At 57.6% G+C, this 20,985-nt stretch carries 19 protein-coding genes; 1 reads left to right on the top strand and 18 read right to left on the bottom strand.

From position 1 onward, the window contains the following. Window positions 1-8: 8 nt before the first annotated feature. The 8 genes from pilO2 to HWX91_RS26990 all read right to left on the bottom strand — a co-directional run bounded on the left by pilO2 (window position 9) and on the right by HWX91_RS26990 (window position 8,636). Window positions 9-1,316 (bottom strand): type 4b pilus protein PilO2, encoded by a 1,308-nt coding sequence (gene pilO2, locus HWX91_RS27025; RefSeq protein ID WP_028195392.1) that lies wholly within the window; start codon window positions 1,314-1,316, stop codon window positions 9-11. A gap of 25 nt (window positions 1,317-1,341) precedes the next feature. After that, entirely contained in the window at window positions 1,342-1,836 is a 495-nt protein-coding gene (gene pilP / locus HWX91_RS41385; protein ID WP_102857572.1) for a type IV pilus biogenesis protein PilP, read from the bottom strand. Between the two features lie 337 nt (window positions 1,837-2,173). Continuing rightward, on the bottom strand, window positions 2,174-3,859 hold the full coding sequence (locus tag HWX91_RS27015; RefSeq protein WP_052660657.1) for a hypothetical protein: 1,686 nt from the start codon (window positions 3,857-3,859) through the stop codon (window positions 2,174-2,176). Window positions 3,860-3,880: 21 nt separating this feature from the next. Continuing rightward, on the bottom strand, window positions 3,881-4,375 hold the full coding sequence (locus HWX91_RS27010) for a TcpQ domain-containing protein (protein WP_028195393.1): 495 nt from the start codon (window positions 4,373-4,375) through the stop codon (window positions 3,881-3,883). Between the two features lie 59 nt (window positions 4,376-4,434). Beyond that, window positions 4,435-5,574: a TrbG/VirB9 family P-type conjugative transfer protein gene (locus tag HWX91_RS27005; RefSeq protein ID WP_042274381.1), complete on the bottom strand. Its 1,140-nt coding sequence runs from the start codon at window positions 5,572-5,574 to the stop codon at window positions 4,435-4,437. A gap of 2 nt (window positions 5,575-5,576) precedes the next feature. Next, complete coding sequence (locus tag HWX91_RS27000) at window positions 5,577-7,013, bottom strand: TraB/TrbI/VirB10 family type IV secretion system protein (protein ID WP_052660658.1); 1,437 nt, start codon at window positions 7,011-7,013, stop codon at window positions 5,577-5,579. Window positions 7,014-7,021: 8 nt separating this feature from the next. Further along, on the bottom strand, window positions 7,022-7,864 hold the full coding sequence (locus HWX91_RS26995) for a TrbG/VirB9 family P-type conjugative transfer protein (protein WP_052660659.1): 843 nt from the start codon (window positions 7,862-7,864) through the stop codon (window positions 7,022-7,024). 49 nt (window positions 7,865-7,913) lie between these two features. Continuing rightward, entirely contained in the window at window positions 7,914-8,636 is a 723-nt protein-coding gene (locus HWX91_RS26990) for a VirB8 family type IV secretion system protein (protein WP_162181283.1), read from the bottom strand. Window positions 8,637-8,965: 329 nt separating this feature from the next. On the opposite strand from HWX91_RS26990, the gene HWX91_RS26985 reads away from it, so the two are divergent. Further along, complete coding sequence (locus HWX91_RS26985) at window positions 8,966-9,679, top strand: hypothetical protein (RefSeq protein WP_028195396.1); 714 nt, start codon at window positions 8,966-8,968, stop codon at window positions 9,677-9,679. 83 nt (window positions 9,680-9,762) lie between these two features. Here the strand turns inward: HWX91_RS26985 and HWX91_RS26980 are convergent, their stop codons facing one another. From HWX91_RS26980 to HWX91_RS26935, 10 genes are all read right to left on the bottom strand, one after another. Then, window positions 9,763-11,232, bottom strand: a complete 1,470-nt coding sequence (locus HWX91_RS26980) for a type IV secretion system protein (RefSeq protein ID WP_081832988.1) — start codon at window positions 11,230-11,232, stop codon at window positions 9,763-9,765. A gap of 27 nt (window positions 11,233-11,259) precedes the next feature. Then, window positions 11,260-12,069, bottom strand: a complete 810-nt coding sequence (locus HWX91_RS26975; RefSeq protein WP_028195398.1) for a hypothetical protein — start codon at window positions 12,067-12,069, stop codon at window positions 11,260-11,262. Beyond that, window positions 12,020-14,566 (bottom strand): VirB4 family type IV secretion system protein, encoded by a 2,547-nt coding sequence (locus HWX91_RS26970; RefSeq protein ID WP_081832989.1) that lies wholly within the window; start codon window positions 14,564-14,566, stop codon window positions 12,020-12,022. The genes HWX91_RS26975 and HWX91_RS26970 overlap by 50 nt, the downstream gene beginning before the upstream one ends. Window positions 14,567-14,592: 26 nt before the next feature. After that, entirely contained in the window at window positions 14,593-14,919 is a 327-nt protein-coding gene (locus HWX91_RS26965) for a hypothetical protein (RefSeq protein WP_028195400.1), read from the bottom strand. Window positions 14,920-14,937: 18 nt separating this feature from the next. After that, window positions 14,938-15,282: a hypothetical protein gene (locus HWX91_RS26960; protein ID WP_028195401.1), complete on the bottom strand. Its 345-nt coding sequence runs from the start codon at window positions 15,280-15,282 to the stop codon at window positions 14,938-14,940. After that, window positions 15,251-16,222: a TadA family conjugal transfer-associated ATPase gene (locus HWX91_RS26955; RefSeq protein WP_052660660.1), complete on the bottom strand. Its 972-nt coding sequence runs from the start codon at window positions 16,220-16,222 to the stop codon at window positions 15,251-15,253. The genes HWX91_RS26960 and HWX91_RS26955 overlap by 32 nt, the downstream gene beginning before the upstream one ends. Window positions 16,223-16,456: 234 nt before the next feature. Further along, complete coding sequence (locus HWX91_RS26950; RefSeq protein WP_028195403.1) at window positions 16,457-17,089, bottom strand: IncC plasmid conjugative DNA transfer DtrJ family protein; 633 nt, start codon at window positions 17,087-17,089, stop codon at window positions 16,457-16,459. Between the two features lies 1 nt (window position 17,090). Then, window positions 17,091-17,633: a hypothetical protein gene (locus HWX91_RS26945; RefSeq protein WP_028195404.1), complete on the bottom strand. Its 543-nt coding sequence runs from the start codon at window positions 17,631-17,633 to the stop codon at window positions 17,091-17,093. Between the two features lie 23 nt (window positions 17,634-17,656). Then, a complete protein-coding gene (traD, locus tag HWX91_RS26940) occupies window positions 17,657-19,504 on the bottom strand; it encodes a conjugative transfer system coupling protein TraD (protein ID WP_028195405.1) in 1,848 nt (615 codons plus the stop codon). A gap of 10 nt (window positions 19,505-19,514) precedes the next feature. Continuing rightward, window positions 19,515-20,708, bottom strand: a complete 1,194-nt coding sequence (locus HWX91_RS26935) for a TraI domain-containing protein (RefSeq protein ID WP_028195406.1) — start codon at window positions 20,706-20,708, stop codon at window positions 19,515-19,517. Window positions 20,709-20,985 lie beyond the last annotated feature (277 nt).

Raw genomic sequence — 20,985 nt, 5'->3', positions numbered from 1 at the left:
GCCCAGTTTTAGTTCGGTCGTCCATACACCACCCCGGTAATTTTCCACTGGTTCGATGACTCACTACCCGCCACGTCCTCGACGCTTACCTCAGTAAAACGGAAGCCCGGGACACTCTCGAAATTCAGAGCGAAAGGCGCAACTGGCACGCTAAAGGAGACGGTCGCTTGCGGAATCGGCGCCGGCGGCTGCAGACCGAGTGCGGCTTCGCCTTTCCCCACTTTTGTTTTCGGTTGAGGTGACGGCGCCGTTGCTGCCAAGTTGACCCGAATCGCATGTTGTTGGGCCCAAATAATCAAGCGCGATTCGGCATCTCGGAGCGACGAGGCGTCATCGCTTCCTTCAACTCCGGATGGCAACGGCAGCGCGGTACGCACAGTAGCGCTATCGCCGTCATCGGACGCCACCGCACCGGGCGGCATGTACGCGATCGTCGCCTCAGGGCCACGCTTCCACGTGGTCTTCAGACTCCCTGCCGAGCAGTCCAAGCCTTTCAACTGCCAACCTCTTGCCCACAGTGGCTGCGAATATGCAGCGCGGCGACAAGCAGTCAACCAGACGTCCCAATCAGGCTTTGATCGCAAGAGCTTTTCCAGATCTGGAGCGGCTGCTTGCTGGGCTGCAATCGCATTTTTCATGATCTCTTGCCGCATTAAGATTTGCCGCTTCTGCTCCTGATCCTTCTGGAAATAGCTATAGCCAAAGTAACTACCTATCGCCAGCGCGACTGCCGTTGCGATGGCGATCGTCACCGGCAGCGAAAGTCGTGACGCAGTTAGCGACTCCAGCGGCGTCTTCTTGGCCTTGGCTCGTTGGATCAACTCCTCGAGTTGCTCTAATGTGCCTTCAACGTGAGTGAAATCCTCTAGTGAGGCATGTTCAGTACGAACCGTCTGGACGTCCTCAAAGGTTCCGACGACGTCGCCGTCCGGCATCATCTGGTAGTTATCTCGGACCGAGATATACCAGTACAGGCCGTTACCCAAGTCGAACGCACCGGCCCAAGGCACCTTGTGCGAATCAGCCAGCAATGCTGCTAGGCTATAGATCCCCCGCGGCCAGCCGGTACCGAATGCGGAGCAATAACCGACCTGAATCGCTTCTTCGCCTACGCGACGTGCGATCCAATCGGCGCTCATGACCTCCGCATCTGATTCGATATCCGCTCGATCAGGAACCGACTCGAAGGACCGCCAGCGCATTCCGAGCAGCCATTTCTTACCCAAGATGGGGATGATCTCGGACCTAAAAGTCCGGGATGGATTCGGAGCGTGGTTGCTAAGCTGTCGCTCGTCGGCAGTGAGGGTTTCGTACATGGTGTGGAGTCGGCTATTGACCGGATCAGTGCATACCGAAGGGCACGGGAGCCGTAACTCCATGTGGTCCCGGGGTTGTAGGTGCCGTTTCAGCGATGCTGTCGCCCGCGAATTCTAGCGATGAGGTTTTTCCGCCCGTCGAGATCTGCACGTTGTTAAGCCCGATGCTCTCGACTTTGCCTAGCCCGCTAACCGTTTCGCCTTGGTGCACCGTGAGCCGGGCTCCAGTCGACATTAGAATGGTGGCCGTCCAACGACCGTCGACCATGCTGACTTCCCGTACCAGCGGGCTGTGCGCGGACGATACGACGGCCGAAGCTGAATTCGCGCTTGGCATCCCCATCGGCAGCAGCGACGATCCCATCGGCGATGTCGATCCGGACGTGTTCTGATCGAATACGCCGCTGCGCGCCTGATCGAGGGCGTGGTGGGCTTTCAGGTTGTCCAGTTCGGCCTGCGCCTTCTGCGTGTCTGCCCTGATGGCGTCCACAGAACCGTAGTAGGAACTCCACGTCGGCATTTGGTAGTCTTCACCTCTGTCTTTCGACGGTGGGCTCGAACCCTGTGCACCCAAACGGTTTTGGCCGTCTTTGTGCACCGCGGGGGTTACATCCTGCGTGAGTGCAACGCGCGACTCTCCCGTCTGTACCACTGCGGCTGCTGACGCAACCACCGAGACACCTGATGCACCCGGCGCTGCCGCGGGCTGCGGCGTGCCAACGTCCCAATCGGCGGAAATCTCCGGTACCGCTAACGAAGCAGTACAAGTCAGCGCCAACATTGCTGCCGTACAGATTGCGCGAGACCCCAACGTCACGCACCAGGTCCTATAGCGAGTGTCCATTTCAATGCTCTCCTTACAGAACGTGCGCCGTGATCACGATTGCGATCAGCTTCTTGTCTCGCGTCCCGTCTACACCACCGCCCAGCAACACGTTGTACGGTGAACCCACGCCGCTGTTGTTCACCGCTGAATTGTCCTGCTGCACACCGGCGAGCATCAGCGCTTGGCCTGGTGTAAGGGAAACGCTCTGCTGGAACGTCGTACTCGACACGTTAGGAGTTTGAATACTCGATCCGCCGCTTGTAGCCGTATTAATGCTGTTCAGGACGGAGTTCGTCATGTCCATCGAGAGAAGTACCCTTCCGTTCACGATCTGCGGAAGGAACATTGCAGTAAACCCGGTCGTGACAACGCCAGGGGTCAGCGTCGACGTGGTGCCCACATTTGCCGCGACAGTTGACCCGCTCGAGGCCAAGTACGTAACTTCATTCGCGATTTGCATCGGGGCCGGTTGACCATTCAGCGTTACGACCGACTGGTTCATCGTTTCCGATACGCGCCCCAGCGTTGACAGCGCGCTGATCGCAAGCTTCGAACCGTTGAGGCTTGAGTTGGCGCCGGTGGCCGAACCTGAAAGGACCATTGGTGAAAGCGCGCTCGTAATTGCCGGAACACCAGCAGGGGTCAAGCTGAGTCCGTAGACGCTCGAGAGCTTCTGATAAAGAAGAGACGGGCTCCACGAGTAATTGTCTTCATTCGACAGATCCACTGAGTACACCGAGACGGTGACCATCACCTGCTGGCTCAACTTATCTGCGAGTCCCCTTGCCCACTGTTCTACATTTTTGACTTGAGTCGGCGAGCCCGTGACTGTAATGCTGCCAAGCGAGGATTCAATGGCTATCGCCGCGGCTCCGCCCCCGCTCTCGCCAGCGACGGTCTTCGCTGTGTTTGCGATCGTCTTCCATACGTCAATGTCGTAGGAGTCTTGTACGTTCGAACTCCCTGTCGTCTGGGCGTTCGAACTACCGCCGCCAGCGGTCCCAGATACGCTGCTACTCAGGCTCCCTGGCCCCGACTGCGCAACGATCGAGTTCGTGCCAGATGAGTGTCGATTGATCGCAGGGATGTAGAAGGTCTTCGTGATAGTGCGGTAAAACTCAACCGCGCCATCGTCCATCTTCCACCAAAGACCTTCTTCGTTAGCCGCAAAGTCCAGCAGACCTTTCACGTCTCCCTGATAAGACAACTGCATCAGTGGAAGTGAGCCGGACGACTGGCTACTCCCCCCTTTGGTCGAAGCTACGCCCGCGGCACTCATCATTCCGGCCGGCAATGGCAGCTGAGATGTGCTAGTCGTCCCCGTGCTCACATTGAGCATGTCTGCGACACTGGCACCGCCCACCCGCTGCACTTCCGAGATATCAACCGGCAAGCCGACCTGCTTCGTGACATACGCGGCAAGTTCGGCCAAAGTGACTTTCTGCGGAGGCGCCCACCCGATCTGACGCTTCAGAATCGGCGACGTCTCCGGGTCCACCTGCACCGTGTCGCCCAGTAGCCATGAGCCAGACGTGCGCTGCACGACCGGCTGTTGTACCGACGCTTTCGCCTGCTCTTCCAGGACCTTGTCCGTCGCGGCCTTAACGGCGTTGTTCGCATCCTTCAGCTGCGCACAACCGCCCAGAACGGCCGCCAGGGCCGCGACGCCCAAAAGGACGCGTACGGCCTTGGGCAGCGAATCGCTCATTTTTTTCATGTGCGTATCCTTATTCACGAATTACTGCTGAGGGGTGACGCCCGGACCTTCGATAACAACCGTGCGGTTGCCGTCATAGATCTGGGCATGGATCAGAGCGCCGTTGTCAGCCAGCGTTTTCACGACTTCCGTGACTGCGGTCGGAAAATCGCCGGTGAAGCTCGCCGTCGATGCTGCAACCACATCGCGCGGCATCTGCCACACCACGTTCCAGCCGATCGGCGTTCCCCAGTGCTTCAGTTCCTGGCCGATCGGATAACCGGCCCGAATGGTCCAGACAGGCGTAGGCTTCGGCGCCGGCTGCGTCGGCTCGGCCGGCTTGCCCGGCGCTGCCGTCACTGCACTGGCGGGGGACGCCGAGGCAGCCGCCGCCGCCGTGAGGGGCGTATCGCTACCCTTGAGCTGCTGCCAGCCATCGCTGACCAGCGCCGCCGAGTCGTCCCCCGCCCACGAAACCGACGAGACCCCTGTAACCACGAGTGTGGCCATTGCCATTGCCGCAACACGGATACGCATAAAAGACTCCTGAGGGCCAACCCGCTTGACGGACTGCCAATTGATTTTGGTTTGGGTAGTCACGATGCGCTGCCCTCGCGGTCGGTGTACCGGACGGCACGGGTGCGCGTAACGGTGACGTCGAATCCGTCTGCGTCAACGACGAACGTGTCACCCGTCCCAGAGACTCGGTAAAAGCGGCCCTTCTGCTGGCCAGGCAGTACCTTGCCGTCAGCTCGCACGATTACTTTCTTCGTGCCTTCAGCCACTTCGAAGTACGTCGCCCCCGATTCCGAGAAGACGCGGTCAAGGCCCGCTGCGTTGTCGATTTGGTAGTGGAAGGTGTCCGCCATGTCGCGCGTGACGACAACGCTCGAGTGGCCATCGCGAACGACAAACTTCTGGGCCTGACTAATCGTCATTACATTCGTGCTTGCGTCAAACGACGAGTCGAGATGCTTGCCGTCGGCTGATGCGAACTGCACGTCTGCACTAGGCTGTACGCGGAAATGGATCTGAATAGAGCCGCCAAAGCCGTCGCGGATACCGTCAGCGCCGAAATCCTTCGCGAGGTACGAGATGTCCGGCGGGTCTCTTTTCACCGGGGCAGCCGCAGTAGCCGTGCCGGCAGATGACGCCGTAGCTGGAATAGCTGTAGCAGAGACCGTCGAGGATGCGATGGGGCCGCCGATGATCGGCGGCTGGTTGCCGCTCGTGACCGTCTTAGCAGAAGACTGGATAACCGCACCCGTGGAGGGCGCGCTTGCCCCGCTGGCAGCGCCCGCCCCCGACAACATCGCATCGACCTGCCCGTGTCCCCGCTGCATTGCGCGCTGGGCCAGCGTCGCGTCCGCGTAGTTGGTCGGGACCGTACCTGCTGGTACCGACGTCGGACCGGACGGCAGACCGGCGTGCTGGACATGCAGCGTCAACGAACCAACGTGCACGGTGAACGAATCCGGGATACCGGACAACCGCAGATACGGACCATCCGAGTAGGCGCCCGTCACCGAAGCACGAGCATTCCCGGACGGCTGGATGTAGGTATCCTCGCCATCATTGAACACAAGCGTCGGGCGGAGATTTGCCGGACCATCGATCCTGTAGCCGAAATCGAGTCCCGCAGCCGCATGCGCGGCATGCAGGCCTATCGCGAGGCTGGATACGAGAAGAAAGCGTAGGCCGCGAAGCGCAGTGCCGCTTCCGATATTCAGTCTCATCGTCATTCGCTCCTGTAGTACGGCGTAAGTGCCAGGTCGTGACGGACCAGGAAAATGAACTGCGTGCCGCCGGAACGCGTAATCGTCGGCGGGATGTTCTGGTTCCTCGACAAGAGATCGGACACCACTTGCTGCAGCGTTTGAGCGAAGATCGTCCCGCCCATCTGGGTCGTGCCTAACCCTTGTCCTAGCGTCACTGTCGTTTGAGACTTGTCGAGCAGAAGCGTCGCGGCACCAACCACGAGAGCGCTGCCGAAGATCTTCCAGAAGTGGTTATTGACATCGCCCTCGAGACCACTCGTGCCATCCATTTCGTCGCCCGTCGTACCAGACAGGTCGATCCATGAACCGTCCGGCCGAATGAGGCGCGTCATCGCGATCAGAACGCGGTCCTGGCCAACCTTGACGTCATGACTCGCGTCACCCGTTAGGATCGAGCCCTTGGGAATCATCAAGCTACGGCCGGTGACTGTGTCGTAGATGTCGCTCGTTACCATCGCCTTCACACGACCAGGATTGTCTGTATCGAGTCCCGTGAGTAACACGGAGCGCACAGGTGTGCCCTCACTCACGACTGGCATTGCCGGTGCTGCGTGCATCTGGGTAGGTGCGCTGTCGTCGTTCCTTTGCGATGCCAGCCACTGGTCCTGCTGGGCCGCTCTGCTTGCCGACGCAATCGGGTTCGCGCCACCGCTGCCTCCCTGCCCACCGTAGGACGTCGACATCTGCATGATTCGATCCATCTGGCGGTCGGCGGCGGCTTGGTTTGTCTTCATCTGATCGTTGAGGCTTTGCGCAAGCTGATCAGCAGGGGACTGTGGCGCAGACGAGCGGCCGGCGTCCTCGGTCCGGAGGATTTGAACGTCGTTTGCCTGTAGAGGCGATGCCGCAATCTCGGCTTCCTTAGCCGCCTTTGCATCAGCTTCTTGCTTTGCGGCTGCAGCAGCGGCCGCAGCTTGCGAGGCCGACAATGGAGCTGCCGCCCCACTCGCGCCAACAGCCCCACCCGTTCCACCAGCACCTATCACTGCTGCCGCGGCGGCATTAGGATCAAGCCCTTTGGCCGCTGCTGCAGATGCCGCAGCAGCGGCTGCCGCTTGCCTTCGTTGCTGCTCAACTTGCGCCTCGGCCGCCTTCGCTCCACTAACCACCGTGGAACCGGCCATTTCTGACGGCGTGAGGGTGTCTTGACTCTTGCGGCGATGGGAGGAAGGCTTATCCGACATGCCGTACATGTAGTAAAGGCCACCGCCCAACAAAGCCAGCATCAAGAGAAATCCAAGCGTCTTCCCCTTCTTACGCTTCCCGCGAGTCAGGTCCTCGACCGCCTCGCGCTCAGGCGCTTGGACGGAATCCGGAATATCGCTGGGGTCTACACGACGACGGGATGGATTCGCGGCCTCGAATGGCGAATCCTGTTCCTCGATCTCTTCAGACATCTTCGGCCTCAGTTTTGGTAGTTTTTGTTGCTGCTGGAGCCGGCGTTCCACCAGTGCTTCACACGATCCGAGTCGACCGAAACCTCTTGATCGTCGAGCTTCAGAACAAAGTGATCACCGATTCGATCAGCAATGATGAAGTTCCCTTCCACCCGGGTCACGATCAACTCAAGGCGCTTGTGATCGTCTGGAATGAAGACCGCAGGAATGTCCTGCACGCCGGGCAAACGGAAGAAGGTCTTTGTGCCATCGTCGAACACGTCGATCGGGCGAAAGGGAGCGTCTCCGCCGATCTTGTAGCCATAGTGGTATGAGGTTGGATCGAGCGCCGGCGTCAGGACCTGACTGTCGAGACGATGCTTCTCCGCAATAAAACTCTCAGCTTGCTGCTTGGCCTGAAGCTGGACTTCCCGAACTTCCTCCGGGTAGTTAAAACTCACCTGCTGGTAGAACTTGCCGCCCGGCGCCGACGCGACAAGGTAGAACTCGTACGTGCGCTTGTTCGTCACGAGCGTGAGAGTCGTCGAGATGCCCGAGCGGACCGGCTTCACGTACAGATTCGTTGGGCCGCCACTGATGCGCCATTGAATCGTGTCACCCAGCGTCGGCTTTTCCGTTACGCCCTCGCCCGGCTCAAGCTGGATGTGAGTCGACTCACCTGATTGAGTGAGGAGCGGAAAAACCGCGTCCGCGCTATAAGTGAAGGTGACGATACGATCGTCAAACGGCGACGGAACCGGAGTTTCGGCCGGATTGCGATAAGCGCTCTCCCCAGCATGCACCGTAGCGAATAAGCCAAGGAGTGCTGAGATCAGGATCGCGCGAGCGATCGAGCGGGCCGAATTTTTCATAGAAAGAAACCTTGTCGGAGATCCGCAACTGCCTTTCCGGCAGCGGCGATCATTGTTCCTGGTTGACGTTAAAGCTCTTCACGTAGATGCCACCCGGGTTGATCTTGACTTGCTCGATCGTCGTCGGCGGGATGCGTACGAAAGTGATGGTCATGGCCCAGGTCGAAACCTTGGGCGTAGAACCCGGAGCATCAAGCTCAGTGACGGTGAAGCGAATAATCAGCGTGTCGTCCGTGATCCAGTTCGCCGTCAGGCGGTTGAACGTCTGGCGTAGCTGCGGGTTGTCGTGCAACTTCGAGTACGGGTTCTCTTTGTGTAGCAAGGCGTTCAGTTGATCGGTCGCGTCGCCGACGGTCATCTTGCCGGCAAGCGCGAGATTCCCGTCAATCGTGGAAGCATTGATGTCGTACGCGTTGTTGATCCACTCCGACAGGAAGTATTCGATCGCCGCGTGGTCCGGAACGTACGACGCGGTGCCGCTCAGATCGGCTGTTTCACGACCAGCACTGTTCTCGTGCACAACAATCGTTTGTATCGTCTTCAGCGGCAGGAACACGATCCAGGCAACCGAGTTCACAAACGTCAGACCGGCAAGGAAGACAGTGGCCAGAAACCAGCGATTCGCAGTGATGCGCTCCATCTCGCCGCGCGCAAAATACTTGCGAACGGCGGATTCGCGGATCGGACCAGGCGTGTACGGAGGGACCGAAGGTCGCTTGGACGATTCGGGCCGCTTAGCGGGCTTTTGGCTAGATGTCTTCATGGCACACATTCTCCTGACGGGCGACATACATCAGGACTTGAATGCGAGCGACAATCCACGGGTTTTCTAGGGGCTCAGAATCGGGAAACCTGAGGAATCAATCGTATGGAATCTGAGTTTTGGAAGCGTCCGCTCATGACGCGAGACGGCTCGCAAGGGCTTGTATATCCGGGCACTTTCAATTCCCAAGGCGCCGAATATCCTACGCACGCCATTCGAGTGAATGAAGCTGGTCACATGAATCATCATTGCAACTTGCCACCAGGATACTAGGCGATATGATTGCTCCAAGTGCAGAGAAATCACGTCGCACATCACTAACAATCGTCGAGGTTGCAATGTCCCTTATCGCGGTAGTTCCGGAAAATCGCGGCCGCGCCCAACGCTATGCCTACTTGTATGGCGCCATGAAAGTGCTCGCGAGGCCCGACGAGAGCGCGATGCGCTATTTTTCTCCAGGCGAACAGATTCTCGGCATCGAGGACGTCAACAACGTCGTCACCATCAAGTACAGGAACAAGGCGGCCCTCGTCCAGTATTCGGGCCTCGTTATCCAGGCGTGGAAACACGTCGCTTCGTCGATCGAGGTTCCTTTCCTTCGTCATGCGACGCCGGACGGAGCCGTGGTGGTTGGAGATCCGAACGCTCGTCCCGAACAGTACGAAACGAAGGTGGAGCCGGGCGCGGCCTTTCGCGGAAACGTCTATCCAGAAGACGGCGCACGAACACTTTCGCTCGGCATGGTGATCGGCGCCCTTCATGTCCAAGGTCACCCTTATCCGCTCGCAAAAGATGCGCCGAAGCTCATCGGTACGCATATAGGCGGAATGGGCTGGCAAAGCGGCGTGGTCGTGGTGGAGTGGAACACCCCGGAAGCCTTTCTCGCGTACGGCTATATCGTTATGTACGCGTGGCGTGTCGCGGGCAATCAGCCGTCCCCTGGCACCGTGCGACACCTACTGCCAGATGGTAGTCACGTAGAATGCAATCTGTGGGAAGAGGATCCATGGAGGACCGTAGTCAGCGTCATCGACCGACACAAGGCAAAGTAGCTTTTTACGAAAACTGTTCGAAGTTCGACACGAAAAAACGCCCTCGAAATCACGTTCTGGGGGCGTTTGCATTTCGGCGGTTATTAATGGCCTGTATCCACCTCCCAGCCGCCGCCATAGTCATGCCACTGATCCCCTCCACCACCCCCGCTATCACCAGCACCAGGGGGAGAGCCCGGGCCTGCACCACCTCCTTGTCCGCTTGCACCACCACCCCCAGGCCCGCTCAATTGAGGGCCGCCGCTAAATGATCCAGAGTCGCCGGCACTGGGGCCAGCCAGTTGAGGTGCGGCGCTAAACGACCCTGATTCGCTTGAAACCGACGGTCCGCTAGAGCCACCGCTGCTCCCGCTCGATCCTTCGCCACCACCGGATCCTCCGCCTCCGTCGCCGCCGATTTTCTCCTTGACCATTTCACTAACGGCTGCGGCCATGCCTGCACTCGCCGCGGCCATTTGCATACCCGCCTGCGCCATCGTGCTGGCAGCCTTGTTGAAGCTCGCGTGGCCCATAGCTCCACCACCGAACAGCGAACTCGCAATCCGTGGGATCTCTTTAAACAGATGCGTCAGGATCCACGTGATGCCGAGCAAGCCGAGGAGGCCCGCAATCGAGATCCCTGAGGTAGAGTCGGCCGTTGCAGGGTTCACACTCGAAATCTGCGTTTGCGCCGATGTGAGCATGGACGACACGAGCGAAAGAACCACGCTGATAACCATCTGATACGCGGACGCACCCAAAAGGAACTTTAGCCAGCCCTTGAAAAAATCGTTCGACCACTTACACACTGCACACGCAACAAACAACGGGCCTACCGCGACACCGATACCGACCATCAGAATCCCGGTCAGCATCACGCCTACCAGTTCACCAACGGAGACCACGGCAAAGATCAGTGCCGCGATGATGATGATCGATCCCAAGAGCACTTCAGCGATGAGACCGATCGTCCAACTGAGTAGCGGTATGCAACCCAATGCCTGGAAGAACGCAACAACAGTCGATGCTAAGGTGTTGAATATCTGTTGCATGAACGTGGAGATGGCACTCGACGCTGATGAAGATCCCGTCGCGGCCTGCGTAAAGGAGCTGAGAACTCCCTGTAGACCGCCGCTCGTTCCAACCAGCGATGAGTACGATCCCAAGCACGCAGCCACAACCACCGCCGGCACCAATGAGCCAACCACGATCCCCATGAAGCTATCTCCACTCCCGGCGAAGGAGTCCACGATTCCCCACAGAAAATAGGAAAGGGAGAGAACGCCGGCAAGCACTAATGCGATCGACGTCGCGCTTGCCGCCATCGAGTTCGCCTTGGAGGAAATGGTCGACTGAGCGCTATTGATTGGCGACAGGATGATGTTCGAGATGTTGCTTACCGCTTTCCAGTTTGCGGTATCTCCCGGCGTCAACGGCGTGCAGGCCGAGTTACTCCCGGAACTGAGAGCGTTCGTGAGATCATCCACAACACCCGCTCGGCTTTGCCCTGGCATGACCAACAAAAGCGGTAACACCAACAGCAAGAGGGTGTGCTTCCATGAAGTCTTGATCATGCCATTTTTCTCACATGAGCCTCACGCTTAATAGCCGAGGATATTTGCAGCGGTAGGCACGCTGACAGCGCTCTGCGCAGCTTTTTGAGCCATTGCGCTGGCGTTCGAGGTTGCCTGTTGCGACGATTGCGTTCCTGCAGTCTCGACCGACTGCTTGTAGGCTTCCTGCCGAACCATTGTCTGAATACCTTGCAACGTCGCCTGGTTGATCTCCGCGATGTTGTCCAGTGACGCGTTTGTGATCTGCGCCTGGTCGTTCGCACCGAGCGCCCCGCTGTTTTGCATCGCAATCGCCTGGCGTTGCTGCATCGTCTTCTGCAGCTCGTTCGACATGTTTGTGTAATTCGCGATCAGTGACGTGGCGTTCTGTTGCCCCGCCGCCGACTGGCCTGCGAGGTTCTGGATATAACTTGTGAAGGTACCGTTCGTCGGCGTCGCAGCATATTGCGACATCACGCCCTGAACAAAATTCGCCTGCCCGCCGAGTTGATTCATTAACGACGCGTCGACGTTCCACTGGGTCATCAAACTGTTGATGGACCCTTGCGCCCCAGCGATAGAACGAATCCCTGTGAGGTTGTTGACAGTGTTCGTGGCGTTCTTTACCGAGTTCTGCAGCATCTGAACCTCACGCACAGCAGACTGGATCTGCAGTTGCTCCTGCGAAAGGGTCTGGACTGCCGTCTGCAAGTTCTCGACGAAATTTGTCGGGTCGAAGACTATCCCGCCTCCCCCGCCGGCAAAGGCTGGAATTGCAGCCGCAGACAGAGCAAGGAGCGCGAAAATCTTAGGCAGATTGCGCATCGACGTTTTCTTCACTTTCAGGTTCACGGTCATAGTCCACTCGTTTCATGGTCGCGGCTTCCGCAAGGTAGTCGTCAAGCCAGTTAGGGTTAGTCTTTTCCGTCGCCTTGTGCTTGTTGAAGACGGTCTGCAGATGTTTCTCCGACCGCAGGTAGTTCAGAACTTCCGGGGTAAACACCGTCTGAACGACCCTCGTGAAATTGTCCTGCACGAACATATATTCAAGTCGAGGACGCAGACGACCAACCCGATTGATCTGCGTGTCATTGAGACCGAAGTTCTTCTTATAAAACTCACGGTGTGACTCGACCTTGTTGTTGTACATCAGGATCGTCGTCTTGATGTTATCGATAAGATCCTCCCGTACAGGACCATTTATCGAACCGGGGCTCTGTACCGTGAGCCATACGAAAGCGTTCTTTTTCCGGAACGTTTTGAGCCAGTCGCCGATCTTTTTCGCGAACGTTTCGACCTGGAGCAAGAACGACGCTTCCTCGAGATAGATAAACGTCGGCCGCCCATCGAGCGACATATCGATGCAACGGAACGCGTATTCCATGAACATCTCGAACAGACGAGGAATCGCCGCGAGTTCTTTCATTTCGATGGCGGTCCACGCTTCGAGATTGAAGTCGTTTTCCTCGTTGTCAAAAATTCCATACGGCCGATCATGCAGCCATTCGCCGATGGCTTCAGACATTCTGGGCGGACAAAGGACATGGAACGTCGCGATTGTTCTCGGGCTGGTGAAGTGCTCGTCATACATGTTGCCGAGGATTCGATCCATCTCTTCGCGATCTTCGGATTGAACTTCATATCCGGAGAGTTCGAGCATGCGGATGAGAAACTCGCGCACCCATATGCGGCTGAAGTCAGTGCCATCATCCAACTTGAACGGATTCAGCCTTAGGGACCCGGCCTTGTAATCAAGGTACTTTCCGCCGTGCAGGAATGTCGTGATCTTGACCGATGCATCCCGATCGAAGATGAAGGTATTCACATCGCCGTACTTCTGGAACTGGGACAGGCAGAAGTTCACGAATGTCGTTTTGCCTGACTCCGTCGGAGCGATCAGGATGGCATGGCCGACTTGCCCGACGTGCGGCACCCAGCGATATTGACAGCCATAGCTGTCGATGAACATTGCGTGCGGAGGCGTCCGCTTTTTCAGCACTTCTGAGAAGTGCGCATGAATCCGAGGGCCTGGATTCATCGTATAGATCGGGGCCAAGTCCGCTACGTTGTCCACGTGCATCAGATGGTAGCGTGCCTGCCACTGCCAGTTTCCCGGCATCATCGCGGTGTAGCTCGGACCAAGGTTCTCGCGCTCGCGGACCGTAAGCAGTCGCTTGAGCGAGAAAAGTCGCTCAACGTTTGCGCAACGTCGCTCGAGCGTTTCTCTGTTTCGGTCGAACACCATCACCGACAAGTTGTAATACGCTGCATTCGGGCCGCCGCCGGTTAGGCGCTTCAGCGCGTTATCGGCATCTGCCACGAGCTCGGCCTTGCCTGGTGCTGCCTCTGGCTTCCTTCCCGTTGCCTTCGACAGAACCGTCGCGGCTAGGGAATACTGAGTCATCTTGAGGAAATTCCGGACGTCCGTCAGTTCCTTTTCACTCGCCTCCTTTCCCATGCAACGCACGATCTGGGTCACGACAAGCTCATTGTCAGATCGGAGCAAGTTTTCGAGCAGCATCGGATTGGATCGGGTCGGCCATTGTTTTGCGCCGTAGACCGCCGCGTACCGGTCACCGCGGTTGCCCGTGAATCGGATGACGTCCGAGCCCACGACGACCGAGTCCGCTGGCAACCAGCCATCCAGCATTGCATAGTCCGGCCGCTCCACAACGTCATACTCGCTGGCCGGATTCACAATCTGGAACAGTGCACGATCGAGTTCGCGCTCCTGCAGCCGGCGGAACGACAAGGCAGGCGTGGCGCCGACAAACGAGGAGACGATCTGCTCGAATGTCTTCCAGTTCATTTCGAGTTGCCTGCGATCGCGCGCGAGCCCCGATGCGGTCGACACCGATCCGTTCATCGCCTTGAGGTAGGCCATCGGCCCCGAAATCTGCTCTTCCGCCTCGATATGGCGAGCGCGGTCCATCACGCCATCCACCCCAGTGTTCCCCGTATAGAGAACGAATAGCCAGTGGTGCATCTCGTAGAACGCGCCGTTGCGGAACGGTCTCGCATACGCGTCGTCGACGCGCTGAGCCACTTCATTCCTGAAGGTCTGCTTGAGGTAGCTGTACGCCTTTCTTCGTTTGGTCGTGATCCAGAGCGTGATCCGCTCGTCGAGGTTCGCATTGATCGCCCGCTCGAACTCTTCGACAGACCGATCGACCAGTTCGTCATCGATGTTGTCGGGGTCAAGACCAGAGAACTCGAATCCCGCCAGCAGCGATCCATCCTTGTTTAGGATGACGCTGTCCGAGATATAGGTCATCCACGGGAGCAACTCTTGAAGCGGGCGCTCCTCTTCCTTTTCCAGGTATATGGGTTGTAACGGTTCAGCCGACTTTGCCATGACAAGTACCTTTCCAGTCTGCCCGACTAGCACCGAAAGTCGCGGCCGAAACCTTTCGGACGTTGCCCCCGCCCCTGGAGAGTCTCGCGAGGCCACGGGTGGTAACGGTCAGCCATTTGGTCGTAGTTCTTCCTGATCTCCGTTGAAAAGAGATCATGCCGAAACTGATTTTTGTAGTAGGCCTGCGCAACAAACGCGGCGACGACCGGGAAGATCGTCGCCCACCAATGCCATTGATACGCGAGGTATCCCACGACAAAGGCCGATCCGTAGATGACGGCGGTATGAGCGCCACTTAGGCCGCCGGACATCTTCGGATTGACGATTGCCTGAATGATGGGACTAGTACGCATGCCTACTCGCTCATCACGTTAGATGGAGCACTGGGAGTTCAGTCCCAGTTGCGTGATGATCGTGACGGCGACGCTCGCCAGCACCGTCGGCACGCCAATCTTCACGGTCAGATCGGCCATGTCGTTCTTGTTCATGTAGTGAGCAATCGCCCACAGCAGAACAGCGGCGACTGCCACGATCGCGACGATCCCCTTCAGGATCGACGGGATGATGCACAGACCCGACACGTTCACTGACGAGGTCTGCGCCATCACCGACTGGCTCGCGACGAGCACTGCGACAAAGACGGCGGCCTGCACCGACGACATGCGTGACACTTTGGTCGCGCCCTTAACAAAGCGATTCGACAACGTACTTTCCATGTTCAACTCCTTTGACACGAACGATTTCACCGACACGACGGACGTAATAGAATTTCCCGTCCTCCCCCTGCTTCACCGACCGCGTCACATGCACGCATACGTGCACTGCGCGAGCGATATATCCACGAACTGCCTCCGGCGACAGGCTTGCGTCCGGTGGCAAACTCATCTGGTAGAGCATTTCCAGCGCGTACAACATGTCTTCCGCCGAACTAGCGTGTACGGTACTCAACGATCCGTCATGCCCCGAGTTGAAAGCGCGGATCAAATCGAACGTTTCCGAACCGCGGGTCTCGCCGAGAATCAGGCGGTCCGGTCGGGCTCGCAGCGTGTGCTGCACAGCGAGCTGAGCGGTCACACCTCGCGACGCATTCGTCAGCAGGCGGACGTGATGCTTCAGATCAGGCTCAAGTTCGAGCGAGTCCTCGACCGAGATGACGCGCTCGTACGGTGGAATGCACATGCATAGGGCATTCGCGAGCGTGGTTTTTCCGCTACCCGTTGGCCCACCCACCATGACGTTTTTCTTTTCTGTCACGAAGAGATTGACCAGCAGATCAGCTTGCTCGTGGGTGAGCATCCCCCGCTCGACAAGTTGACCAAGGTTCGGGCGCTTTCCACCCTGTTGATGCTTTCGGATACATAGAGACGGTCCACCGTGCGATGCCGGCGCAAGGGCGCCGGCAATCCGCAGATTCTCGACCGACGCGGAAATGAAGGTTTTAGCCGTGTTCGCCTGTACGTTCTCGTTGACGGTTTTCGCGAGAGCAACGATTGCGCTCTCAATTTGGACATCCTTGAGGCCGGAGTTCTCGATGAAGATCATTTCACCAGCGCGCTCTGCGTACACGATGCCGCCCGGATTGACCATCACCTCATTGACGGCGGGATCCTCGAACAGGGTATTCAATGGCTCCAGATTCTTCCGGAGCACTTCCATCACGTGAGCCTTATCGGACACCCTTTTTCCCCAAATGGAATTTGACGTCTATCTGGGAGAAATTTTCGGATGACTGGCGGTCTTAACCTGAACGAAAAGCCTTGCGATCACCCGCTCTTTCAACTTTTCGCGATTGCAGTGTTTGACAGGCGCAAAAACGCGTATGTCCATACCGCGACGGGAGACGGTCGCGGTATGGCCAAAAGACAGGTGAGCTTTTACGGGATGGGTGAGTCAGCTGCGGCTCTGGAAGCTGCCTACGGTGAGCCAAGTCATCACTCCCAAGCCAATGAATAGACTGGAGACGATCCAGTGTCCCAGTGGCCAAGGGCTAAATGGGAAGAAGAACAGCCACCCGATGAAAATCGCCGCGGCCGAGCCACTAAGATTGAAGCCGACGGGGTTATAGAGACCGAATTCGCTCCGCTTCACGGAACGAACGACTACGCCATCCACTACACAGGGAAGGAAAATGCCGACTAGGCCCACGGCATAGAATGGCCAGAAAGCCACCCATCTCCAGATAACCCGATACATGTACCGCCACACCCTCTCCATGTAGCCATCCATAATCGAGCCGGCCCACGCATACCCCTTGTAACCCGAATCTTCCGCTTTCTGATAGTCGTTGACGGTCAGATGCACCATCCCCGTGCTGACGAACCACGACTGGAACACGTCGGTCGCGTTCTGCGTAATAGCGTCCACGTTGGAACGACAACTGGTCACGAACTCGAGCTCGGAGGGTGCAATCTTGAAGCTGTCCTCCTGCATGAAGATTGGGCAGATCAGAAGCGTGAGGATCGGTGCGATGATCCACCAGAAATAGACCTTCCCGGCAAACGGATTGTCTCGGATCTTAGCCATATCAGATGCCGGAGTTCTTTGCTTGCGCCATCACATGCCGCACTACGCGACGAGCGATTGGCTCGGGCATAAGTCGGGCCACGAGCAGCACGGTGGACTCGTCACGATCGTTCTCGACACCATCCTCAGTGGGTCGACGAACGACCGTGATCTCACCGTCGCCATTTCGCGTAACGAAGGTCAGAAGCGGCTCCCTCAACGGATCCCATGACACCACGCCATCGACAACGCGGGCCTCGACGCTTAGATCGAATACATCGGTCGCCCGACGCAAAAGCGCGACGAGATAGGCGACAAAGGCTTCCATCTCCCCTTGCTTCTCGGTTGCTCGATATGCCGAAACGGCATCGATCAGACAATCACGAAGAAGTGGGCCATCTCGTCCGGGCAGCGCACCACTCAAATGCGCGGCTACGCTATCCGACGCGGACTCAAGCAAAGAGTGGTCGAGCCAGATATCCCGCGCCTTTGGGAACAGCATCCCCTCGCGAGCCACTTTGGACATCGCCACCGGTGCAACCATTTTTTCTGTGATTTCAGTCATTCGACATTTCTCCTCAGCCCAGATCAACGGCTGATGATGGGCACTCGGCCCTTGTACAACCAACTACCGCCAATGAAGGCAAAGTAGTTCATGGGGGGAAGACGTGTCAGCAGATCTTCGGATACGAGCGCGATATCTTTGACACTCATACTCCGTGAGCCAGAACCCGAGAAATCCGTCGGGTGGCTCGTGCTGTTTCGCCCAGAGTTAACGGACCGCGACTCGTCCCGGAAGCCTGTCTGTCCGAATGACTGAGCAACCCATTTCGCAGTCTCATAGTCCTTGAGACGGAGCGTGATCACGTTGTTCAGGTTGCCGAGTACCTGCATCGCTTTATCTCTGCTTCCCATCCGAGCAATGAAGTCCGAAATAGTTTGGGTAGCGATGTAGCACTGCATGCCTGCGCCACCACCCTTGTTGAGAATCTGGATCAATTGCGCGTTCAGTGCTTCGGACGCTTCGTCGACGAAGAGGTGAACGTCGTTCTTGCCTTCGAAGTTGTAGATCGCACCACAAACAGATGCGAGGTCCGCCAAAATGATGGAGCCGATCGCCGAGCCGATGGTCGTGTTCGACAGCGAATCGAGACCCACATAGAGCACCGCGCCCTCAGCGATGATCTTGCGCGTGTCCATTATGTCGCGCTCGTCGAAGACGTCCGTCGGATCAGGAGACAGCATGCGTCCGACCTCTTCCGAGCCGAGCATTTCAAGCAGCGGCTCGAGCACCTGAATCATCTTCGAGTAGTGCTCTTTGGAGTGCTTAACCATTGCACACAGTGCGTCGATGGTCTCGTCGAAGGGAATGTCCTTATCCTGACAAGTCTTCGTGTAAAGGGAAATCCACGCGAGGAGCGGCGACGGATTCTTAGGATCAGCAAACGCCTTTGCGTCTTGCTCCCACGTCGGCCCAACATGCTTGTAAAACCATTTCCGAAGGATCGACTCCAGCAGATCCTCCACACCGACCTGCGCCCAACGTTTCACCGAACGAATCGTCGGATTGCGCCCATCCATCAACTCGCCACGGATAATGCCGTACAGCGTTTTCCACGCGAAAGCTTGGAACGAGCCGTTTGCGTCAACTTGCTCAGAAATCCGCGATGCAAGGTCCGAGATGTTGTTCCAGTTCGCCAAAATGCTCAGTCTGATCGACCTCGATGGGTGCGCCGGATGGAAGTAATAGAAGCGGCGGCCGGTCCGAGCGCACTCGTCACGAAGACGGTTCTCGATGTCCTTGTCCCCTTTGGGGTCGACGAAAATTATTGTCTTCCCCATATGGACCAGTTGCGTGAGCAACATTTCATAGAACTTCGTCTTGCCGGATCGAGTCGTGCCTGTCACGAGTGTATGGCCCGTAAGCGTTTCGAAGCCCGCGCCGATCGGATGCTCTTCGGGATTGATGCCGTGGATCCACGGCACGCCAATCATGCTGTCGTCAACACGCTTCCATCCAACAGGCTTCATTGCTTCGACTATTCGTTTCGGTAGCCACTTCGGGAGCGGCGGTATATTGGCTTTGCCTCGACGCAGCAGATGCTTGCTGATTTCTGCCTGTTCCTGATCCCAATCAAATCCATTCCCGATGTAGAGCTTCTTTGCACCGGACATTTCCTTGGAACGCTCCATCAGCTCGTCGACGGTGATCTCTTCAACGCGATACCCGCTGAGCGACAGACGAAATCGAAAGAGATCTGCAGCCTGCACCCAACGCCAGCCCGCAAAAGCGAAGCACGCGAGGCCGAACACCGCCCACTCAAGCGGCATGGCTGCCAAGGTGCAGCTGAGGATCAACACGACGCCACCGAGCACCCAAGCGATAGCTGCCGGGATCTCGTAGGCCGGTCGGAACATGTCGTGGTAAGTTTTCATCGTGGTGTCTTCACCCGAACAGGAGGCCGCGGGCCGTTTTTTGAAGGATGAGACTCTTTCTCGTCGGAGATATCTCGACGATGAGCTTGTTTTCTTCGAGGATCTGCAGAACCTTCGAGGCCGGCAGCCCATGCTTCGCGAAAATCGTCACCGGGACAGCGATACCGGATTCGACCTCGTTGCAGGATTTCTTGATCTGCTCATAGTCCTCCAAGGCCCTGATGGCCTTGAAGATATCGAGGACGATGTCTGGATACTTGGGCATCGCAAGGACTTTCTTCGTGTCCTCCGCAGCCGGTTGCTGGTCCGTTGAGGGAGAAGAACGAGACGCAGGTGCATCAGGCGACGCCGCCGGCGCTTCAGACGACCCTTTTGCGTCAGCCGGAGCGTTACCGCCTTGCGGAGGCCCACCGGCTGGCGCGCCCAGTCCGGTAGCCGGAGTTCCGAGTCCATCCCCGAACGTTTGAATTGATTCAGGCGTGATTCCGTCTGGGAGGGTACTCTTCTGATAGCGCCCAGTCATCGCGCGCGTCTCAAAGTCACGAGCCGTTCTATACGCTTGACGCACGCACGTCGTGACCGGCGATTCGCCTGTTTTCGGATCTACCTGATAGATCGCGTCGTGGGCAAGCATGGCCACTTCTTCCGCGAGGTTTTGCCATGTGCCAATGCCCACGACGTCGGCGGCCCACGCCACAGCGTTTGCTGGGCTCACCTTCAGTTCGGACAGCCTCCACTCGATGCTGAACCTAGTCGCATTCTGTTCGCGAACCCACTCACTAAGAGCCGGTTTTGAATGGAAAGGGGTCCAAGTCTTGTCCCCGGCTCGAATGATCACTCGTGAATGCATCGCGGCCGGTATGCCAGCCAGCGTTGAGAAGAACACGGCGAATCTGTACTGAGGCACAAGGATCCGGCGCTTCTCTGCACCGTGCTTTCCAGTGAAGAATTGTTGATTCCCGATTTGCAGCGCGTAGTAGCCCGACATGAGGGCGTATCGAAGAAGTCCGCCCGGCTCAGAGAAGCAAATTTGCTCCAGAGGGCATTCCTGGACGTATTTCGCAACGGCGGTGATCAGGGGCTGCCAATAGTTGGCGAAGACCTCGGGCCTGGCTTCCGATGAGCTTCGGATGCGCGTCAGAAGACCCGTCTCGGCTTCGACTCGTTGCAGGAGGTCCGTTGAGGAACGTAGGGGAAAGTACATGTTCGCATGTTAAAAAGCACCCTCCTCGGTTGTTCGCGGAATGGAGTGGCGAAAATGGGAGCTTTTGAGTCTGCGATATGACTAGGGGCTGCGTCCTTGCTCGGCGTTGTTAGGATCGGACGTGAACGAGCGAATGTGACGCTTGTTTTCACGGCAAGTTTCCATTCGCTTCGCCGCACATTCGCAGGGCGATGCGAATTTCAGGAATGGATTGACGGCGGAGCATCGGATGAGAACGACGGAGGCGAACATATCAGAGATGCCGCAGTAGCCGGAT

The organism is Paraburkholderia fungorum, assembly GCF_902833645.1.
Lineage (GTDB): Bacteria > Pseudomonadota > Gammaproteobacteria > Burkholderiales > Burkholderiaceae > Paraburkholderia > Paraburkholderia fungorum.
This window is presented reverse-complemented; position numbering and strand designations above follow the sequence as displayed.